This window comes from Hydrogenophaga sp. BPS33 (assembly GCF_009859475.1).
Lineage (GTDB): Bacteria > Pseudomonadota > Gammaproteobacteria > Burkholderiales > Burkholderiaceae_C > Hydrogenophaga.
Window position 1 is genome coordinate 4,330,548 of the sequence record NZ_CP044549.1, and the last position, 17,739, is coordinate 4,348,286.

The following is a 17,739-nucleotide window of genomic DNA, read 5'->3' on the forward strand; positions in this document are numbered from 1 at the left end:
GTGGATGACATGGTCGAACAAACGCCCTCCCTTTCAGGCGAAGAAGGCAGCAACGTCAAGAGCGCCTTGCGGGTGCTCAAGGTGCTGGAGTTCTTCGCCCAGACCCGCAAACCCGCCACCGCCGCCGACCTGCGCCGCCACCTCGACCTGCCCAAGTCCAGTTGCTCGGCCTTGATGGAGACCCTGCGCCGCGCGGGCTTTCTCTATCCGGTGGGACGCGAAAGCGGCTACTACCCCACGCGGCGCTGGCTGGAGCTGGCGCACGCGGTGTCGGAGAACGACCCGGTGCTGCAGGCACTCGAGCCCATGCTCGAAGAAGTGCGCGACGGCTCGGGCGAAACCGTGATCCTCTCCAAGATGATGGACCAGCAGGTGCTGTACCTCGATGTGGTCGAGTGCACGCACGAGGTGCGCATCGCGGCCCGATCGGGCGAACTCAAGCCGCTGTACGCGTCGGCTGCGGGCCGTGCGCTGCTGTCCACCCTGCCCGACGAAGAAAGGGCGGTGCTGATCAAGAGCCTGGACTACAAGCCGTACACCTCGGCCACGAGCAAAGGACCGGCGGAACTGGAAGCGCGCATCCAGGCCGGCTTGGCACAAGGCTGGTTCCTGGCGATCGGTGAACACCGCGACGACACCATTTCCCTGTCGATGCCCTTGCAGTTGGGCAGCCAGCACTACGCCGTGACCATCGGCATTCCGCGCTACCGCATGGACACCAAGCTGGAGCAGAGCCGCCTGGTGTTGGGCAAGGCTGTCCAGGCCTTCCAACGCCAGCACCAGGGCAAGGTGTAAGCAGGCGTGGCGCACGCGGAACCCGGCGCACGCGTGCGCGTCCAACGCCCCATGCAACGCAGAATCCTCCTCGCCCTCCTCCCGCTCGCATGGAGCTTGCCTCTGCACGCCCGGGCGGACAATGGCGAAGTCCCCGAGCGCGCCACGCCGCAGGGCTATCCGGTCTCGCTGGCCCAAATGCAACAAGAGGTCGGCAAGCGTTTTCCGCGCCGCTACCCCGTGCAAGGCATCCTCGATCTGGACCTGCAGACACCGCGCCTGCAGGTGCTGCCCGACGAAAACCGCCTGCGCGCCGCCATGGAAGTGCAAGCCACGGGGCCGGCGCTCAACCGATTGCACCAGGGCAGCTTCGACCTCGATTTCAAGCTGCGCTACGAAGCCAGCGACCGCACGCTGCGCGCGCACGAGCTGCGCCTGGCACGCTTGAAGTTCCCCACACTGCAGCCGCGCGTGGAAGAGATGCTCAACCTGTACGCACCGCGCCTGGCCGACCAGTCGATGCGCGAAGTGGTGCTGCACGAACTCGAGCCCAAGGACCTGGCCATGCTGGACCGCATGAACATGCAACCCAGCACGATCACCGTGACGCCCAAGGGCCTGGTGATCGGGGTGGAACTGAAGTAACGCGGCAGCGCCGCATCACCCGCGCGGGTGGTGCTGCGCCACGATGGTCTTGAGCCGCTCGCGCGCCACGTGCGTGTAGATCGTGGTGGTGGAAATGTCCGCATGGCCCAGCAGCATCTGCACCGCGCGCAGGTCCGCGCCGTGGTTGAGCAAATGCGTGGCGAACGCATGGCGCAAGGTGTGCGGTGACAGCGGCACGGTGATACCGGCCTGCGCCGCGTATTTCTTCACCAGTTGCCAGAACATGGCACGCGTCATGGCCTCCCCCGCGCGCGAGCCACGCGAGGTGACGAACAGGTCTTCGCTCTGCAGTCCATTGAGGATCTCGCCGCGCGACGTGCCCATATAGCGTTGCAACCATTGCCCCGCCAGCTGGCCAAAGGGCACCAGGCGTTCCTTGTTGCCCTTGCCGGTGATGCGCAGCACGTGTTCGTTCATGCCCACGTGCCAGGTCTTCAGGCTCACCAACTCGCTCACGCGCAGGCCGCTGGCGTAGATCAGTTCGAGCATGCAACGGTCGCGCAAACCCAGTGGCGTGCCCACATCGGGCGCGTTGAGCAGGGCCTCCACCTGCGCTTCGGACATGGTCTTGGGCACACGCAACGGTTGGCGCGCGGGCGAAAGGCGCAGCGTCGGGTCGACGACGACGAAACGCTCGCGCAGCGCCCAACGAAAATAGCGCTTGAACACCGTGAGGCGCCGGTTGGCCGTGGTGGCGCGGGTCTGGGCGTGGCGTTCGCTGAAGTACGCGTTGAGATCGGCTTCCGAGGTCTCGGGCAGCGTCTTGCCGTGCCCCGCCAGCCACTGCCCGAGCAACACGAGATCGCGCCGGTACGCATCGAGCGTGTTGCGCGAAAGCCCCTCTTCCAGCCAGAGGCTGTCGACAAAGGCCCCAGCGAGGTTTTCGCTGGTCGACGCCAGGGCCTGGTCCATCATTCCAGAGACAGCTTCTGCTTGGCCACCACCTGCTTGTAGACCTCGTACTCGGCCTTGATCTGGGCGGTGAACTCGGTCGGCGAGTTGCCCACCACCAGCGAGCCGGTGTCCTCGATCCTCTTCTTCACGGCCGGGTCGTTGAGCGCCTGCTTGGTGGCGTTGTAGACCTTGTCCACCACGTCCTGCGGCAAGCCCTTGGGTCCGATCAGGCCGTAGTAGGCCATGCGGTTCACCGGCTCCAGGCCGACTTCCTTGAAGGTCGGGATGTCGGGCAGCACGGCCAGGCGTTGCGGCGCGGCCACCACGATGGCGATGAGGCGGCCCGACTTGATGAAGGGCAGCGCCGAGGGCAGGTTGTCGAAGATGATCGGCACCTGACCACCCACGGTGTCGTTGAGCGCGGGGCCAGCGCCGCGGTACGGAATGTGGGTGATGAAGGTGTTGGTCAAGCTCTTGAAGAGTTCGGTCTGCAGGTGGCCGATACCGCCCGTGCCCGAACTGGCGTAGCTGTATTTGCCCGGGTTCTTCTTGATCTCGGCCAGGAACGACTTGAAGTCCTTCGCCGGAAAGCTCGGGTGCACCGCGATCACGTTGGGCGTGGCCGCGATGTTGATGATGGGCGTGAAGTCGGTCAGCGTGTTGTACGGAATCTTGGGGTTGATGGCCGGGTTGGCCGCCGTGGTGGACACCGTGGCCATGCCCAGCACGTAGCCATCGGGCGCGGTGCGCGCGAGTTCGGTCGCACCCACCACACCGCCGCCACCGGACTTGTTCTCCACCACCATGCTCTGGCCCAGGGCTTTGCCCAATGCATCAGACATGACCCGCGCCACGATATCGGTGGTGCCGCCCGGTGCGAACGGCACCTGCAACTTGATGAGCTTGTTCGGGTAGGCCTGTGCCCACGCGCTGCCCGCTGCGGTCACAGCGACGGCAAGCAGACCTATTGAAACCATCTGACGACGAAACATCATGAGAGCCCTCCTTGAATGCGATGACGATGACAAACATGCAAACCCGACGCCAATGTAACCTCGACTGGCTCCGCGCCCAGGGAGCAATGGCGCCCCGGGTGTCGGCCCGTACGCGCCGATCACTCGCCGCACGAAGCCTGCGCCATCTGATGCCTCGGGGAAAACCCGCCCCATCCGGTGTCTCGGACCGGAGGCCCATTCGCGGCAAGTTGCGGTATTCTGGCCGCTCGCTTTTTTAACGACGACAGGAGACATTGACCATGCGTCTGATTCACAAAGTGGGCTTGAGCCTCAGCCTGGGCGCCGCGCTTATCGCGGGTGCCGCCACCGCGCAGCAACAACAATTCGTCAACGTGTTGACTGGCGGCCAAAGCGGTGTGTATTACCCCATGGGCGTCGCCCTCTCGCAAATCTACGCCAAAGGCATTCCCAACGTGCGCTCCACCGCGCAAGTGACCAAGGCCTCCGCCGAAAACCTCAACCTGCTGCAAGCCGGTCGCGGAGAACTGGCCTTCACGCTGGCCGATGCCCTGTCCGACGCCTGGAAGGGCAACGCTGAGGCCGGCTTCCCGAACAAGCTCGACAAGCTGCGCGGGATTTCCGCCACTTACAACAACTACATCCAGATCGTGGCCAGCGCCGACTCCGGCATCAAGACGCTTGCCGACCTGAAGGGCAAGCGTATTTCGGTGGGTGCCGCCAAGTCGGGTACCGAGCTGAACGCACGCGCCATCTTCAAGGCGGCGGGGCTCTCCTACAGCGACCTGTCCAAAGTCGAGTACCTGCCGTTCGGCGAGTCGGTCGAGCTCATCAAGAACCGTCAGCTGGACGCCACGCTGCAGTCTGCTGGCCTGGGTGTCGCATCCATCCGAGATCTGGCCACGTCCGTGAAGATCGTGGTCGTGGCGGTGCCTGCCGATGTGGTGGCCAAGGTCGGGGACCCTGCCTACCAGCCCACCGTGATCCCGGCCAACACCTACACCGGACAGACCACCGACGTGGCCACCGCCGCCATCCCCAACTTCCTCGCTACGCACGCTGGCGTATCCAATGAGCTGGCGTACCAGATGACGAAGCAGATATACGAGAACATCGACACGCTCTACGCGGCGCACAACGCGGCCAAGACGATCAAGCGCGAGAACGCCATCAAAGGCATGCCGGTGCCCCTGCATCCTGGCGCCGAGCGCTACTACAAAGAAGTGGGCCTGATCAAATAAGGCAAAGGCGTCCCGCCTTGGGCCTTCATTGACCCGAAACGGCCCCACCGAGGGGCCGTTTTTGTTTCCGACTCTCGAGGTCTTCATGCACAACGACAACGAAATCCAGCACCTTCGTCCGAGCCACGCGATCTTCTGGATCGCCATTGCTTTCTCCAGCTTTCAGCTGATCACCGCCTCGTTCAGTCCGCTCAGCAGCCAGGTGGTGCGCGCCATCCATGTCGGCTTCGTGTTGCTGATGGTGTTTGCGTTGTATCCCCCATTTGCCCACCGAACGGGAGGATGGGCCACCTTCGGCAAGGTGCTGGGCTGGACACTGGGCATCGTCGGCTTTGCGTTCAGCCTGTACCACTGGTACTACGAGGCCGATCTCACGCAACGCGCGGGCGAACTCATCGCTTCGGACTGGGTGATTGGCGTGGTCACGATCGCACTGGTCTTCGAGGCCGCACGCCGCGCCATGGGTTGGGGACTGCCCCTGATCTGCGGGATCTTTCTCGCATACGCGCTCTTCGGCAATCATCTGCCGGGCATGCTGGCTCACCGCGGCTTTGGCGCAGACCAGGTAGTCAGCGCGCTGGGCTTCGGTACGGAAGGCATCTACGGCACCCCCACCTATGTGTCGTCCACCTACATCTTCCTGTTCATTCTGTTCGGCTCCTTTCTGGAACAGGCCGGCATGATCCGCCTGTTCAACGACTTCGCCATGGGCACCGTGGGCCACACGCGTGGTGGACCGGCCAAGGTGTCGGTGATCTCGTCGGCCCTCATGGGCACCATCAACGGGTCTGGCGTGGCCAACGTGGTGACCACCGGCCAATTCACGATCCCGCTCATGAAGCGCTTTGGCTACAGCCCGGCGTTCGCCGGTGGCGTCGAGGCCACGTCGAGCATGGGCGGGCAAATCATGCCGCCGGTGATGGGGGCCGTCGCCTTCATCATGGCCGAGACCATCAACGTGCCTTACATCGACATCGTGCAGGCGGCCGTGATTCCCGCCTTCCTGTACTTCGCCACGGCCTTCTGGATGGTGCATCTCGAGGCAGGACGCAAGGGTCTGCTCGGTCTGCCCAAGGAAGAATGCCCCAACCCCTGGACCGCCGTGCGTGAGCGCTGGTATTTGCTGTTGCCACTGATCGGCCTCGTGGCCCTGCTCTTCTCCGGATACACGCCGCTGTTCTCCGGCACCATCGGCCTGGGCCTCACGGTCATCCTGATCTTCGGCGCGGCGGTGATCAGCGGCGTGAAGGGCGTCGCGCTGCGTGGCCTGGCCTGGGCGCTGCTGGGCTTCGCGTGCGCAGGCTTCTACGAGTTCGGCGTCGGCACCTTCTTCGTGCTGGCGGCGCTGCTCGTGGCACTCACCTACATTCTTCGCCGGGGCGAAGACGCGCGCGCGCTGGCCGTCAAGAGTCTTGTGGACGGCGCGCGCCATGCGCTGCCCGTGGCCATTGCGTGCGCGCTGGTGGGCGTCATCATTGGCGTGATCAACCTCACCGGTGTCGCCGCCGAACTGGGTGGGTACGTCATCGCCGTCGGCAAGGACAACCTGTTCCTCGCCCTGCTTTTGACGATGGTCACCTGCCTGGTACTGGGCATGGGCATTCCCACCATTCCCAACTACATCATCACCAGCTCGCTGGCCGCGCCGGTGCTGCTGCAACTGGGCGTGCCGCTGATCGTCTCGCACATGTTCGTTTTCTATTTCGGCATCATGGCCGACCTCACTCCACCGGTCGCGCTGGCGGCTTTCGCGGCCGCGCCGATCGCGAAAGAGACCGGCTTGAAGATCAGCGTGCAGGCCATCCGTGTGGCCATCGCAGGCTTCATCGTGCCGTTCATGGCGGTGTACAGCCCTGCGCTGATGCTGCAAAGCGGCGACTGGCTCGATACCGCATGGATCGTGTTCAAGGCACTGGTCGCCATTGCCATGTGGGGTGCGGGTGCTATCGGTTTCCTCATCGGCCCGTTGAACTGGATCGAGCGCGTCGTGGTCATCGTGGCGGCGAGCTTCCTGGTGGTGGCGCTCCCGCTCACCGACGAGATCGGCCTGGGCGCAGTGGTCTTGTTCGTGGCCTGGCACGTCTGGCGCACGCGGCAGCCGCGCGCTGCCGGCGCCCTGCGCTGAGGCCCACGCGCCATGGCATTGCTGGGCCTGTGCCTGGTGCTGGCTGCGGCCGGCACCGGTGCGCCGCCCACCTTCGTCGCCGGTGAGCGCTTCACCCTGGCCTGGACACATTCCATCGAGAAGGTGCGCTGGGAAGAAGACTACGTGGTGAAGCCCGGCGCCACCGTCGGCGACGCACCTGTGCTGTACGCAATGGCCGCCCGGGTGCGCGGGTCTGCGGCCGGCATGGAGCCGCCGCCCGACGCGGTGCTGCGCGATGGCTGGTACACCTACACGCCCACCCAGCGCAGCCCGAGCCAATTGCCACTCATGCGATCGACATACACCGCCGACTTCGACCTGTGCACCCCGGACGGCTGTCACCCCATGTCGGCCTGGCTGAAGTCCGACGGCGGCGTCACGCTGCTGCGTCCCTGCCTCGGCACCGCCCCGCGTTGAACCAGCCGTTATGCTCGCCGCGTGAATTTCGCCCAACTCCTCTTCCCCGACTTCTCGCTGATCCTCTGCGGCTACCTGGTCTGCCGCTTCACCGTGCTCAACCGCAAGGTCTGGGAGCAGGTGGAAAGCCTGGTCTATTACTTTCTCTTTCCGGTGTTGCTGTTCCATTCCATCGTGAAGAGTCCGCTGGACCTGGGCGCGGCCTCCAGCCTGGTGGGTGCGGGGCTGTCGTTGGGCGTGTGCGGCATCCTGCTGAGCTACTCCTTGCCGCATTGGCCCTGGATCGGCCGACGTCTGGACGTGCGCATGCACGCGGCCAGCGCGCAGGTGGCGTTCCGTTTCAACTCGTTCATCGCGCTGGCGCTGGCCGAGAAGGTGGCCGGCCCGCAAGGCCTGCTGATGATCTCCGTGCTCATCGGTGTGTGCGTACCGCTGTTCAACGTGGGTGCGGTGTGGCCCATGGCCCGGCACGCCAACCGTGGCTTCGGGCGCGAGTTGCTGCGCAACCCCTTGATCGTGGCCACGCTCTCGGGCCTGGTCGCCAACCTGCTGGGTTTTTCCATTCCGGTCTGGGCGGAGCCCACCGTCAACCGCATCGGGCAAGCCTCCCTGGCGCTGGGGCTGCTGGCCGCGGGCGCGGGCATGCAGTTCGGCATGCTGGCCAGCGCCAAGACGCTGGGCGGGTTGATCCTGGCCTGCAAGCACCTGGGCATGCCTTTGATCGCCTTGGGCATGGCCCACCTGTTCCGCCTGGACCCGACGCAGACCACCATCCTGCTGATGTTCTCGGCGGTGCCCACCGCGTCGAGCTGCTATGTGCTGGCCGCGCGCATGGGGTACAACGGGCCGTACGTGGCAGGGCTGGTGACGCTGTCGACCGTGCTGGGCGTGGTGAGTTTGCCGTTTGCGCTGGGGGTGCTGGGGCCGATGCGTTGAGCCGGTGTGGTTCTCACGCACAGGCAGCGTGCGCAGGTAAGGGCAAAATACCTGCGACGTGACGCGCCTCGACCCCGACTTTCTCCAAGCCATCCGCAACGAGTTCTCCAGCACCCGACACTGGATCGACCGTGCCATCGTGCTCGCCTACGCCACGGCGGCCGGCTTGGCCGTGGTCGGCTTCACCATCCTCTCCGAATGGGCCTTTGGCGGCTTCCACGCCTTGCAGTCGATCAGCCCCTGGCTTGCGCTGATCTGGACGCCCGCGCTCACCGCAGCCATCGTCTGGACTACCCGGCGCTGGTTCTCGGGCGCCGGTGGCTCGGGCATTCCACAGGTGATGGCGGCGTTGGACCCGGTGATGCCGCCCGAAGGTGGCTCACGCTTCGTGTCGTTGCGGCTCTCGCTGGGCAAGATCGGCCTGTCCTCGGCGGGCTTGCTGGCCGGCCTTTCGCTGGGCCGCGAAGGACCGTCGGTTCAGGTGGCGGCCGGTGTGATGCAGCATGCGCAACGCTGGTTGGGGCCACGTTCGGGCATCGATCGCCGCGCCCTGCTGGTGGCCGGAGGCGCGGCCGGCATCGCCGCGGCCTTCAATGCGCCGCTGGCCGGCGTGGTGTTCGCCATCGAAGAGCTCTCGCGCAAACTCGAGTCGCGCAGCAGCGGTCTGATCCTCGCGGCTATCGTGCTGGCGGGCCTGATGGGCGTCTCGGTCTTCGGCAACCTGACCTATTTCGGCCGCATCGCCGTGCCACGGCTGGGCTGGGACGCATTGCTGCCCGGGCTGGCGGTGGCCCTGCTCTGCGGCCTGCTGGGCGGGCTGTTCTCGCGCTTGCTGATCGCTTCGATGACCGGTGGTTCGGCCGAGCGGCTCACCCGCTGGCGAGCGCGCCGTCCGGTCGCGTTTGCCGCGGCGTGCGGCTTGCTCATCGCGGTGATCGGGCTGGCCAGCGGCGGCGACACCTTCGGCGCCGGGTCCGAAACGGTCAAGCTCATGCTGGCCGGCCAGGCCGAGGTGCCGCCCCTTTACGTGCTGCTCAAGTTCGCGGCCACCTGGCTCACGAGCTGGTCGGGCGTGCCCGCGGGCATCTTTGCGCCATCGCTGTCGATCGGCGCCGGCGTAGGCCACGATGTGGCCCGCATCGCCGGGGGCGACATTGGTCCGGCACTGATCGCCATGGGCATGGCCGCGTTTCTGGCGGCGGTGACGCAGGCCCCCCTCACCGCGTTCATCATCGTCATGGAGATGGTCGATGGCCACGCCATGGTGCTCAGCCTCATGACGGCGGCCATGATCGCCAGCCTGGTCTCGCGCATGGTCAGCCGCTCGCTCTATGCGACGCTGGCCGAAGCCATGGTGGATTCGGTCATCGGCCAGCGGCATCCCGAGGCCGTCTCACACAAGCGGCCAGACGAGGGGTGATCATTTCTCGCACAAGGCCTTGAGCGCCGCCAGCGCCTTGGGCCACACGGCCTCTATCATCGCCGCATGCTCTTCCTGCATGTCCTGCTCGATGGTGAGCTGTGTCCCACCACCCACCGCCTCGAAGCGGTAGTTCTCGTAAGCCGGCGCCCAGGCCGTGACAGCGTCGCTCGTGGTGTCGTCCTTGCCATTGGCCGTGAAGCCCAGATGCTTGATCGAGATGAACGCATGCGGTTCGTTGCGCGCGATCATCGCCACCATGCCTTCGCCATTCGGGGCAAGGAAACGGATAGTGCAACCTTCGTCCCAAGAACCTTCGAAATACGATCCTTCCATGAACGGTTTCGTCCATTCGCGGTAGCTCTGGGGATCGAGCATGGTGCTCCACACCACCTCGCGTGGCGCGTGGATGGTGATGTTGAAAGTCAGGTGTTTCATGGCGATTTCTCCTGTGTCGTCCAGACAAGGACCCAGGCAATCCACGTGCCCGGGCGGTTCAGCGCAGCAGATCGATGCGCCGTTGCAGCCGTGCCACCTCGCCAGTGGCGCCCGCCGTCTGGGCACGCTGCTGTTGCACCAGCAACCAGGCGCGCAACGGTGTGCGCCAACCGCGGGCGGACGCCGTGACAACCGCGCGTTCGGCCACCGCAGCGCTGGCGCGCCCGCTGCGCTGCAAGACGCCCGCCGCCACCAGTTGCGACAAGGGATCCTGGATGGCGTTGAGCGCCGCATCGGGCACGGCATCTGGGCCCAGCATGGCGCGGTGCGCCTCGGGCAACAAGGCGGCATCCGCGGCGGTGGCCGTGCCAGCAAGGTAACGCGCATAGGCTTGCTCGGCCGCAGCGGCATCTTGCGCCAGCGCCTCGAAACCGGCGCACGGCTCGAACACCAGCGAGGCGACCCGCGTGGCGCAGCGCAGCAGCTCGGCGCGCGCCAGCAGCGCCGGTTGGCCGGTGCTCGCCAGCGCGCTGCGCACCCGCGCGAACTCGACCGCTTCGATGCGCGCATCACCGCGCAGCCAGGCCTCGGTCGCGCGGTCGGCGCTGCCCTTGGCGTTCACCTGCCATTCGGGTACGGGCGGCGAACTGGAACATGCCGTCAACGCCCATGCGGCCATGAACACAGACACACCCCGCCAGACACTTCGCGCAACGGGTATGGGCTTTTTCATGGCAGTTTGATCTCGGATTCTCGGGTGAAGGGCCACCGGCGGTTGATGTCGTTGATGAGCGACTCCACCTTGCGCAGACTCGCTTCGACCTCGCCACGCAGCGTGCCCAGATCGCCCGTGGCATCGCGCGTGTTGCTCGCCACGCCCTGCACTTCGACCAGCACCGCGTCCACCTTCTGCAAGCTGGTGCGCGCCTGACCCAGCAGTTGGGTGAGCTGTTGCACCGTGGCGCGCGCGTCACCCACCATGCTGCCTTCGCCGGGCGCGGCACCCTGGCCAAACACCTGGCGATCGGCGTTGGCCGCCAGACTGTCCAGGCGCCGGGTCAGCGCATCGGCGCGCAGCAGCAAGGCGTTGGCGCGGTCCACCGCCAGCACGAGCTTCTTCGCGTCCTCGTCGTTGCCCATCAACAGGCCCAGGCCGCCTTGCGGCCCCTTCAAGCGATCGGTCGCCACACCCACACCGGTGAGCGCGCCGGCCAGCGCGCCGTCGCTTTTTGTCAGTGCGGCCAGGTTGTCGAGCACCTCGCGAGCACTGGCCGCAAGCTTGGGGATTTCGGCCGCCGTGTCGCCGCGCAACACCGTGCGCTCTGCGCCATCGGGCAAGGGCGGGTCTTCGAGAATGCCGCTGAAGGCACGGATGCGCGTGCCGCCCACCAGGCCGCGTTCCATGGTGAAGATGCTCGAGGTGCGCAGCCACTTGGCGTCGGCGGTCGGCACGTCCACCAGGATGCGCACGTTTCCGTCGTCCGCCAGTTCGATGCGCGACACGCGGCCGATCGGAAAGCCGGCGAAGGTCACGTCCAGCCCCACGACCACACCCTCGGAATCGTCCGAAATCAGCACCAGCCGCTGCGTGGGTTCGAGCACGCCGCGCGCATACAGGATGTAGGCCACCGAGCCCACCAGCAACACGGCCATGAGCATCAGCAACAGGCCGGCCTTGAACTCCAGGTTCTTGATCGGCCGTGTCTCGGGTGGCGGCGGTGGCGTGGGCGTCATGGGTTTGTCGGGATCCAGTCCATCAATAGTAGTTGCCCACCAGCGACGCCACTTCGATCAGCAGCACCACCGAGAACAGGCGCGCGAATTCGCTCATGTCGCCGCGCCGGCTGAAGCGGCTATCGTGGTCAGGCAGCGACGCCGCGGCCAACGGCACCACCGCCACCGCAAGGGCGAAGAAGAAGGTCTTGAGCGCGAAGATCAACGCCACGGCCGGCGAGAACACGCTGCCCACCGCGCGCGTATAGCCTGGAAAGCCCCAGGGCGAAAAACCGTAGACGGTGAGGTAGGTGAGCACCAGCGCCACCACCGAACTCAGGCCTGCCAGCAACAGCACCGAGAACATGCTGCCCAGCGCCCGTGGCAACAACTGGTCGGCCAGCAGCATCTGCCGCTCGGGCAATTCGCCTTCGCGCTGCTGCAGCGCGAGCTGCTTGCGCACCTCCTGCGCGCCGGGCATGGCATAGCGCACGGCCACGAACATGGCCACGTACAGCGGAATCAGTTCGAGGACCAGCGTGCGCACCAGCACCTCGAGCGCGTATTGCGAGAGGCCGTAGCTGTAGGCTGTGGCCACCACGATGCGGATCAACACCAGGCTGACCAGCGCCGAGAGCACCAGGAACCAGGTGAGCAGCGGCGCGGTGGCGCGGTACAGGCTGCTCAGCACGCGCTGGCGGTGGGTCCCGGCTCCATAGCTCGAAGGCGTGAGGGCCAGCACCAGGATCTGCGCGCCCACGAACATCGTGTGCCACCAGGCGCGCCAGGCCAGGCGCAGGCTGCGGCTCCATCGTCCCAAGGCTTCGTGTGCGGCGTTCACCGGATGCATGGGGCCATGATAGCCCCGGGCTCAACGCGGGCGAACCGCGCTTTAGCCGCCGAGCGTTTCGTGGTGGCCGACGCTGCCGCGCTTCCAGTAGGCCGAGGCGCGCACACGCGACTTGTCCAGCCCGTGACCATCCGGATTCACCAGCGCCTGCCGCACCGCCACCATGCTGGCGGCCTCGCCGCCGGCCCATGCGAAGCCCTCGCCCGTGGGCAGTTTCAGGCCGGCCACCACTTTCGCCAGGGCGTCGGTGGCGCCGGTGTCGACCCAGTGGGCCTGCAACGTCGCACGGCTGGTGAAGTCGCGCCGATCGGCCGCGTCGGCGGTCTCGATCACCGTGATGGCCTGCGCCGTCTCGGGCAGTTCCTCCAGCCGCCGCGCGATCGCGGGAATGGCGGACTCGTCGCCCACCAGCAGGTGCCAGTCGAAACCCGTGGGCACCACGAAGGAGCCTCGCGGCCCGCCCAGGCCGACCTCGTCGCCGGTCTGGGCGGCCTCGGCCCAGAGAGAGGCCACGCCCTCGCCGTGCAGCACGAACTCGATGTCGAGCGTGCCCGCGGCCGGGTCGAACTGGCGCGGCGTGTAGTCGCGCATCATCGATTTCTGTGCGCCGGGCGGCAGGGCCAGGCCATCGGGCCCGGGCTGGGGCAGCACGAGAGGCTGGCCGGGCTGGGCCGGCAGCATGAGCTTGGCGTGGTCGTCGAACGAGGCACTGATGAAGTCGCGCAGCGCATCGCTGGCGAAGCGGATGCGCACGAAATGCGGGCTGATGCGATCGAAGCGCTGCACCTGCAGGCGGCGCACCTTGATCTCGTGGCGCACGCGCTCCACGGCAAGGGTTGGGTGGGTGCTTGTGTTCATGGTCTTCATTGGTTGATAATAACAACCATCATGCCGCCATTGGATGACACTGTCAACCTTAGGGACAATCCAGAATGAAAAGATCCACGAACACCGAGGTGCTGGACCGCATCCACGCCCTCATGCATGGCCTGCGCCGCCACCTTCAGGACGCCACGCGCCAGGACGGCGAGGGACTGGGGCCGATGGAGGCGCGCTGCCTCGGATTCTTCATGCGCAATGAAGGCGCGACGCAAAGCGATCTGGTGCAGCACGCGGGGCGTGACAAGGCGCAGATCGCGCGCATCGTCAAGGCGCTGCACGAGCGCGGCTTGCTGCAGAGCCACCCGGACCCGGACGACCGCCGCAGCCAGCGCGTGAGCGTGACGGCCGAGGGACAGGCGCTGCAACGCAAGATGCAGCAGCACCGTGTGCGTTTCGAGAAGACGATGGTGGCGGGCCTGAGCGACAGCGAGCGCAACACCCTGCTCGCCCTGCTGGACCGCCTGGAGGCCAACGTCGGCGAATAGGATCAGCCCACCTGCGAGAGCGCCCAGTCGACGTGCTCGCGCACCAGTGCACTGGGATGCTCGGCGCGGCTTTGCAAGGCACACAGAAGGTCTTCGTCCGGGCCGACGCGCAGGGCATTGCCCATCGCCACCGCGATGTTGCGCAACCACCGCTCGTGCCCGATGCGCCGGATCGGACCGCCTTCGGTGCGGCGCAGGAACTCGGCTTCGCTCCAGCCGAACAAGGTGACCAGCGTGGCGCCGCTCAGACCTTCGCGCGCGTCGAAGTCGGGCAATGGGCTGCGCTGCGCGAACTTGTTCCAGGGGCAGATCGTCTGGCAATCGTCGCAGCCATAGATGCGGTTGCCGATCAGGGGTCGCAGCGCCTCGGGAATCGCCCCTGCATGTTCGATCGTGAGGTAACTGATGCAACGGCGTGCGTCCAGCCGGTGCGGCGCAGTGATGGCCTGGGTGGGGCAGATGTCGATGCAGGCGCTGCAGCCTCCGCAGTGTGCGCTGACGGGCTCGGTGGGCGGCAGCGCGAGATCGGTGTAGATCTCGCCCAGGAAGAACATCGATCCGGCCTCGCGGTTGAGCAGCAGGGTGTGCTTGCCGCGCCATCCCTGGCCGCTGCGCTGCGCGAGCTCTTCTTCCAGCACCGGTGCCGAATCCGTGAACACGCGGTGGCCCATCGGCCCCACGGTCGCCTGGATGCGCTCGGCCAGCGCCTGCAGGCGGTTGCGCAGCACCTTGTGGTAGTCGCGGCCTCGGGCATAGACCGAGACGATCGCCTCACTAGGACGCCGCAGGCGTTCCAGCTCGACCGCCTGCCATTCAGAGGGGGTGTCGCGCGGCAGGTAGTCCATGCGCGCGGTGATCACGCTCAAGGTGCCCGGCACCAGCTCGGCCGGGCGGGCGCGTTTCATGCCGTGCGTGGCCATGTAGGCCATGTCACCGTGCCATCCAGCCGACAACCAGGCCTGCAAACCGGGCTCCGCGGCCGACAAATCCACACCGGCCACGCCAATTTGGGAAAATGCGAGCTCCTGGCCCCAAGCCTGAATCTGCGAGACGAGTTGAGCGGCATCAAAAGCGAACTTCATGTGAAGCCCATTGTAGGAACCGAGCCGGCTCCTGCGGGCCTTGCGCCCTCTGGCGAACGCTGGCAGGGCCATTGGAATTCCGAGGAGGACACCGAGTCCTTCGCCCGCCAGCTCGCCAGTTCGCCCGCCATTGCCCATGCCACCCTGACGCTGCAGGGCGATCTGGGCGCGGGCAAGACCACGCTGGTGCGCCACCTGCTGCGCGCGCTGGGTGTGCGCGGCCGCATCAAGAGCCCGACCTATGCGGTGGTCGAACCGCACAGCGCCATCGGTTGCGCGGCGATGCCCGAAGGCGAGCCGCTGCCCATCTGGCACTTCGACTTCTACCGCTTCAACGACCCGCGCGAATGGGAAGATGCGGGCTTTCGCGAACTTTTTGCCAGCCCCGGCCTCAAGCTGGTGGAATGGCCTGAGCGTGCCGGTGATTTTCTGCCGGTGGTCGATCTGCAGATCGACATTCAACCCGACGACATGACACCAGAACGTTTGACCGACCCCGACCAGGTCCCGCGCCGAACCGTGCTGGCCACGGCGCTCACACCCACCGGCCGGCGACTGCTTGAGGTGCTGAAATGAGTGGGACGCTCAACCGGCGCACCCTCCTGCAAACCGGCTCGCTGGTGCTGCTGCTCGGCGCACAGCAGATCGCGCGGGGCGCCAGCGTGCTGGCCGTGCGCATCTGGCCGGCCGAAGACTACACGCGCGTGACGATCGAGTCCGATGCCCTGCTGCAGGCCCGGCACCAATTCGTGGGCGAGCCGCCGCGCCTGGCGGTCGACATCGAGGGCATGGACCTGCTGCCCGGCCTGCGCGAGCTGGTCGGCAAGCTCAAGTCGGACGACCCCAACATCGCCGGCATCCGCGTGGGGCAGAACGCTCCGAACGTGGTGCGGCTGGTGATCGACCTGAAGAAGCCGATCAAGCCGCAGGTGTTCAGCCTGCAGCCGGTGGCGGCCTACCAGCATCGGCTGGTGTTCGACCTCTACCCCTCCACGCCGCCCGATCCGCTCGACCAGTTGATCGCCCAGCGCATGAAGGACCTGGACGAGTCCAGCGAACGCGCGGCGCGCCTGCTGGGCCTGGAGGCCGAGAAGGTCACGCGCCCGGCCCCGCTGCAGAACGACCCGTTGGGCGATCTGATCGCCGGGCGGGACCGTCCGGCCAAGACCGAAGCCAAACCGGATGCGCCAGCGGCCAAGCCCGCCCCCAAGGACGAGGACACGGCCGTGGCCAACGCCGAGCCCAAGGGCAGCTCGGCCAAGCAGGTACCCGCGACCGGCAAGGGAAAGGGCAAGACCGAACGCCTGATCATCGTCGCCCTCGACCCCGGCCATGGCGGCGAAGACCCGGGCGCGATCGGCCCGAGCGGCACGCACGAGAAGAAGGTGGTGTTGCAGATCGCGCAGAAACTGCGCGACCGCATCAACGACACGCGCGTCAACGGCAACCCCATGCGCGCCTACATGACGCGCGACAAGGATTTCTTCGTGCCCTTGCAGGTGCGCGTGCAAAAAGCCCAGCGCGTGCAGGCCGATCTCTTCATCAGCATCCATGCCGACGCGTTCATGACTCCCAAGCCCCAAGGGGCCAGCGTGTTTGCCCTGAGCACACGGGGCGCCAGCAGCGCGGCCGCGCGCTGGATGGCCGACAAGGAGAACGCCGCCGACCTGGTGGGCGGCATGAACAGCAAGGCCGCCGATGCCACGGTGCACCGCGCCTTGCTCGACATGAGCACCACCGCGCAGATCAACGACAGCCTCAAGCTCGGCACGGCCATGCTGGGCCACGTGAAGAAGATCGGCAAGCTGCACAAGCCGCGCGTGGAGCAGGCCAACTTTGCCGTGCTGCGCGCGCCGGACATTCCCAGCGTTCTGGTGGAAACGGCGTTCATCAGCAACCCGGACGAAGAGAAACGCCTGAACGACCCCAATTACCAGGACGACCTGGCCGACGCGCTGCTGCGCGGCATCGTCGCCTACTTCAGCCGGAACCCGCCGCTGGCGCGCAACCGGCAGATATAGAGAGGCACCCCCGCCGCGCTGCGCGCGTCCCCCTCAAGGGGGCGCACTCTTGGACCGGCGAAGCCGGTTCCTCGAGTGCCCTGGAGGGCGTGCTTGGCACTCAAGCGGGGTTTTGCTTTGCTTCTCGGCTGGCCTTCCAGGCACCGAAGATCGCAATGACGCCGGGCACCAGGATGAGCGCCCAGATGAGGACGCTCAGGTTCTCCTGCACCCAGGGAAGGTTGCCGAACAGGTAGCCCGCGCCGGTCAGGCCCACCACCCAGATGAGCGCGCCGATCACGTTGTAGGCGGTGAACTTGGCGCGCGTCATCTCGGCGACGCCGGCCACGAAGGGCGCGAACGTGCGGATGAAGGGCATGAAGCGCGCCAGGATGATGGTGATGCCGCCGTACTTCTCGTAGAAGGCATGCGCCTGATTGAAAGCATTGCGGTTGAAGAGCCGCGAGTTCTCCCACTGGAACACCTTGGGTCCGAAGTAGCGGCCGATGGTGTAGTTGGTCTGGTCGCCCAGGACGGCCGCCACCACCAGCAAGGCCATGGCCAGTGGCAGGCTCATCAGACCCACACCGCACAGGGCGCCGACCACGAACAGCAGCGAGTCACCGGGGAGGAAGGGCATGACCACCACGCCGGTCTCGGTAAAGATGATCAGAAACAGCAGCGCATAGACCCAGGCGCCATAGTTCTGCACGAAGGTCTGCAGGTGCTGGTCGATGTTCAGAATGAAGTCGATGAGAAAGGCGATGAGTTCCATGGGGGCATTATCCCTGCCACCTACAATTTGCCCGTGACAAGCCTAC

19 protein-coding genes are annotated in these 17,739 nt (G+C 66.3%); 10 read left to right on the forward strand and 9 right to left on the reverse strand.

The window, feature by feature from the left end:
* Window positions 1-9 precede the first annotated feature (9 nt).
* On the forward strand, window positions 10-795 hold the full coding sequence (locus F9K07_RS20125; RefSeq protein WP_159595119.1) for an IclR family transcriptional regulator: 786 nt from the start codon (window positions 10-12) through the stop codon (window positions 793-795).
* Between the two features lie 96 nt (window positions 796-891).
* Window positions 892-1,419 (forward strand): DUF1439 domain-containing protein, encoded by a 528-nt coding sequence (locus F9K07_RS20130; RefSeq protein ID WP_236581374.1) that lies wholly within the window; start codon window positions 892-894, stop codon window positions 1,417-1,419.
* A gap of 15 nt (window positions 1,420-1,434) precedes the next feature.
* Here F9K07_RS20130 and xerD read toward each other — a convergent pair whose 3' ends face one another.
* Both xerD and F9K07_RS20140 read right to left on the reverse strand, forming a co-directional pair.
* Window positions 1,435-2,355, reverse strand: a complete 921-nt coding sequence (gene xerD / locus F9K07_RS20135) for a site-specific tyrosine recombinase XerD (RefSeq protein ID WP_442907338.1) — start codon at window positions 2,353-2,355, stop codon at window positions 1,435-1,437.
* Window positions 2,352-3,326, reverse strand: a complete 975-nt coding sequence (locus F9K07_RS20140) for a tripartite tricarboxylate transporter substrate binding protein BugE (protein ID WP_159597020.1) — start codon at window positions 3,324-3,326, stop codon at window positions 2,352-2,354. The genes xerD and F9K07_RS20140 overlap by 4 nt, the downstream gene beginning before the upstream one ends.
* Before the next feature lie 263 nt (window positions 3,327-3,589).
* On the opposite strand from F9K07_RS20140, the gene F9K07_RS20145 reads away from it, so the two are divergent.
* The 5 genes from F9K07_RS20145 to F9K07_RS20165 all read left to right on the forward strand — a co-directional run bounded on the left by F9K07_RS20145 (window position 3,590) and on the right by F9K07_RS20165 (window position 9,468).
* On the forward strand, window positions 3,590-4,549 hold the full coding sequence (locus F9K07_RS20145; RefSeq protein WP_159595121.1) for a TAXI family TRAP transporter solute-binding subunit: 960 nt from the start codon (window positions 3,590-3,592) through the stop codon (window positions 4,547-4,549).
* Between the two features lie 85 nt (window positions 4,550-4,634).
* Window positions 4,635-6,674 (forward strand): TRAP transporter permease, encoded by a 2,040-nt coding sequence (locus F9K07_RS20150; protein ID WP_159595122.1) that lies wholly within the window; start codon window positions 4,635-4,637, stop codon window positions 6,672-6,674.
* 12 nt (window positions 6,675-6,686) lie between these two features.
* Window positions 6,687-7,112 carry a DUF1850 domain-containing protein gene (locus F9K07_RS20155; RefSeq protein WP_159595123.1) on the forward strand — a complete coding sequence of 142 codons (426 nt, stop codon included), beginning with the start codon at window positions 6,687-6,689 and terminating at the stop codon, window positions 7,110-7,112.
* Between the two features lie 21 nt (window positions 7,113-7,133).
* On the forward strand, window positions 7,134-8,048 hold the full coding sequence (locus tag F9K07_RS20160; protein WP_159595124.1) for an AEC family transporter: 915 nt from the start codon (window positions 7,134-7,136) through the stop codon (window positions 8,046-8,048).
* A 58-nt stretch (window positions 8,049-8,106) separates the two neighbouring features.
* A complete protein-coding gene (locus tag F9K07_RS20165) occupies window positions 8,107-9,468 on the forward strand; it encodes a chloride channel protein (protein ID WP_159595125.1) in 1,362 nt (453 codons plus the stop codon).
* Here F9K07_RS20165 and F9K07_RS20170 read toward each other — a convergent pair whose 3' ends face one another.
* Genes F9K07_RS20170 through F9K07_RS20190 form a run of 5 tightly spaced genes read right to left on the reverse strand, consistent with a single transcriptional unit; the run spans window position 9,469 to window position 13,327 of the window.
* Entirely contained in the window at window positions 9,469-9,906 is a 438-nt protein-coding gene (locus F9K07_RS20170; RefSeq protein ID WP_159595126.1) for an SRPBCC family protein, read from the reverse strand.
* 58 nt (window positions 9,907-9,964) lie between these two features.
* Window positions 9,965-10,639 (reverse strand): hypothetical protein, encoded by a 675-nt coding sequence (locus F9K07_RS20175; protein WP_159595127.1) that lies wholly within the window; start codon window positions 10,637-10,639, stop codon window positions 9,965-9,967.
* On the reverse strand, window positions 10,636-11,640 hold the full coding sequence (locus F9K07_RS20180) for an MlaD family protein (protein WP_159595128.1): 1,005 nt from the start codon (window positions 11,638-11,640) through the stop codon (window positions 10,636-10,638). The genes F9K07_RS20175 and F9K07_RS20180 overlap by 4 nt, the downstream gene beginning before the upstream one ends.
* Before the next feature lie 22 nt (window positions 11,641-11,662).
* Window positions 11,663-12,469, reverse strand: coding sequence for an ABC transporter permease (locus F9K07_RS20185; protein WP_159595129.1), 807 nt, complete (start codon window positions 12,467-12,469; stop codon window positions 11,663-11,665).
* A 42-nt stretch (window positions 12,470-12,511) separates the two neighbouring features.
* Window positions 12,512-13,327, reverse strand: a complete 816-nt coding sequence (locus tag F9K07_RS20190) for a siderophore-interacting protein (RefSeq protein WP_159595130.1) — start codon at window positions 13,325-13,327, stop codon at window positions 12,512-12,514.
* A 74-nt stretch (window positions 13,328-13,401) separates the two neighbouring features.
* Between F9K07_RS20190 and F9K07_RS20195 the strand changes: the two genes are divergently transcribed.
* Window positions 13,402-13,836, forward strand: a complete 435-nt coding sequence (locus F9K07_RS20195) for a MarR family winged helix-turn-helix transcriptional regulator (RefSeq protein ID WP_159595131.1) — start codon at window positions 13,402-13,404, stop codon at window positions 13,834-13,836.
* Window positions 13,837-13,838: 2 nt separating this feature from the next.
* On the opposite strand, the gene queG is transcribed toward F9K07_RS20195, so the two are convergent.
* Window positions 13,839-14,918 carry a tRNA epoxyqueuosine(34) reductase QueG gene (queG, locus tag F9K07_RS20200; protein WP_236581377.1) on the reverse strand — a complete coding sequence of 360 codons (1,080 nt, stop codon included), beginning with the start codon at window positions 14,916-14,918 and terminating at the stop codon, window positions 13,839-13,841.
* A gap of 9 nt (window positions 14,919-14,927) precedes the next feature.
* On the opposite strand from queG, the gene tsaE reads away from it, so the two are divergent.
* Together tsaE and F9K07_RS20210 are read left to right on the forward strand one after the other, a co-directional pair.
* Window positions 14,928-15,494, forward strand: a complete 567-nt coding sequence (gene tsaE / locus F9K07_RS20205; RefSeq protein ID WP_236582037.1) for a tRNA (adenosine(37)-N6)-threonylcarbamoyltransferase complex ATPase subunit type 1 TsaE — start codon at window positions 14,928-14,930, stop codon at window positions 15,492-15,494.
* Window positions 15,491-16,939, forward strand: coding sequence for an N-acetylmuramoyl-L-alanine amidase (locus tag F9K07_RS20210; protein ID WP_159595132.1), 1,449 nt, complete (start codon window positions 15,491-15,493; stop codon window positions 16,937-16,939). The genes tsaE and F9K07_RS20210 overlap by 4 nt, the downstream gene beginning before the upstream one ends.
* A gap of 100 nt (window positions 16,940-17,039) precedes the next feature.
* Here the strand turns inward: F9K07_RS20210 and F9K07_RS20215 are convergent, their stop codons facing one another.
* Window positions 17,040-17,693, reverse strand: a complete 654-nt coding sequence (locus F9K07_RS20215; RefSeq protein WP_159595133.1) for a DedA family protein — start codon at window positions 17,691-17,693, stop codon at window positions 17,040-17,042.
* Window positions 17,694-17,739 lie beyond the last annotated feature (46 nt).

Bases quoted from the DNA above. Each gene is read 5' to 3' on its own strand.
- F9K07_RS20210 (WP_159595132.1), top strand. From the start codon at position 15,491: ATGAGTGGGACGCTCAACCGGCGCACCCTCCTGCAAACCGGCTCGCTG.
- xerD (WP_442907338.1), bottom strand. From the start codon at position 2,355: ATGATGGACCAGGCCCTGGCGTCGACCAGCGAAAACCTCGCTGGGGCC.
- F9K07_RS20145 (WP_159595121.1), top strand. From the start codon at position 3,590: ATGCGTCTGATTCACAAAGTGGGCTTGAGCCTCAGCCTGGGCGCCGCG.
- F9K07_RS20140 (WP_159597020.1), bottom strand. From the start codon at position 3,326: ATGTTTCGTCGTCAGATGGTTTCAATAGGTCTGCTTGCCGTCGCTGTG.
- F9K07_RS20190 (WP_159595130.1), bottom strand. From the start codon at position 13,327: ATGAACACAAGCACCCACCCAACCCTTGCCGTGGAGCGCGTGCGCCAC.
- F9K07_RS20170 (WP_159595126.1), bottom strand. From the start codon at position 9,906: ATGAAACACCTGACTTTCAACATCACCATCCACGCGCCACGCGAGGTG.
- F9K07_RS20175 (WP_159595127.1), bottom strand. From the start codon at position 10,639: ATGAAAAAGCCCATACCCGTTGCGCGAAGTGTCTGGCGGGGTGTGTCT.
- F9K07_RS20155 (WP_159595123.1), top strand. From the start codon at position 6,687: ATGGCATTGCTGGGCCTGTGCCTGGTGCTGGCTGCGGCCGGCACCGGT.
- queG (WP_236581377.1), bottom strand. From the start codon at position 14,918: ATGAAGTTCGCTTTTGATGCCGCTCAACTCGTCTCGCAGATTCAGGCT.
- F9K07_RS20150 (WP_159595122.1), top strand. From the start codon at position 4,635: ATGCACAACGACAACGAAATCCAGCACCTTCGTCCGAGCCACGCGATC.
- F9K07_RS20215 (WP_159595133.1), bottom strand. From the start codon at position 17,693: ATGGAACTCATCGCCTTTCTCATCGACTTCATTCTGAACATCGACCAG.
- F9K07_RS20195 (WP_159595131.1), top strand. From the start codon at position 13,402: ATGAAAAGATCCACGAACACCGAGGTGCTGGACCGCATCCACGCCCTC.
- F9K07_RS20180 (WP_159595128.1), bottom strand. From the start codon at position 11,640: ATGACGCCCACGCCACCGCCGCCACCCGAGACACGGCCGATCAAGAAC.
- F9K07_RS20185 (WP_159595129.1), bottom strand. From the start codon at position 12,469: ATGCATCCGGTGAACGCCGCACACGAAGCCTTGGGACGATGGAGCCGC.
- F9K07_RS20125 (WP_159595119.1), top strand. From the start codon at position 10: ATGGTCGAACAAACGCCCTCCCTTTCAGGCGAAGAAGGCAGCAACGTC.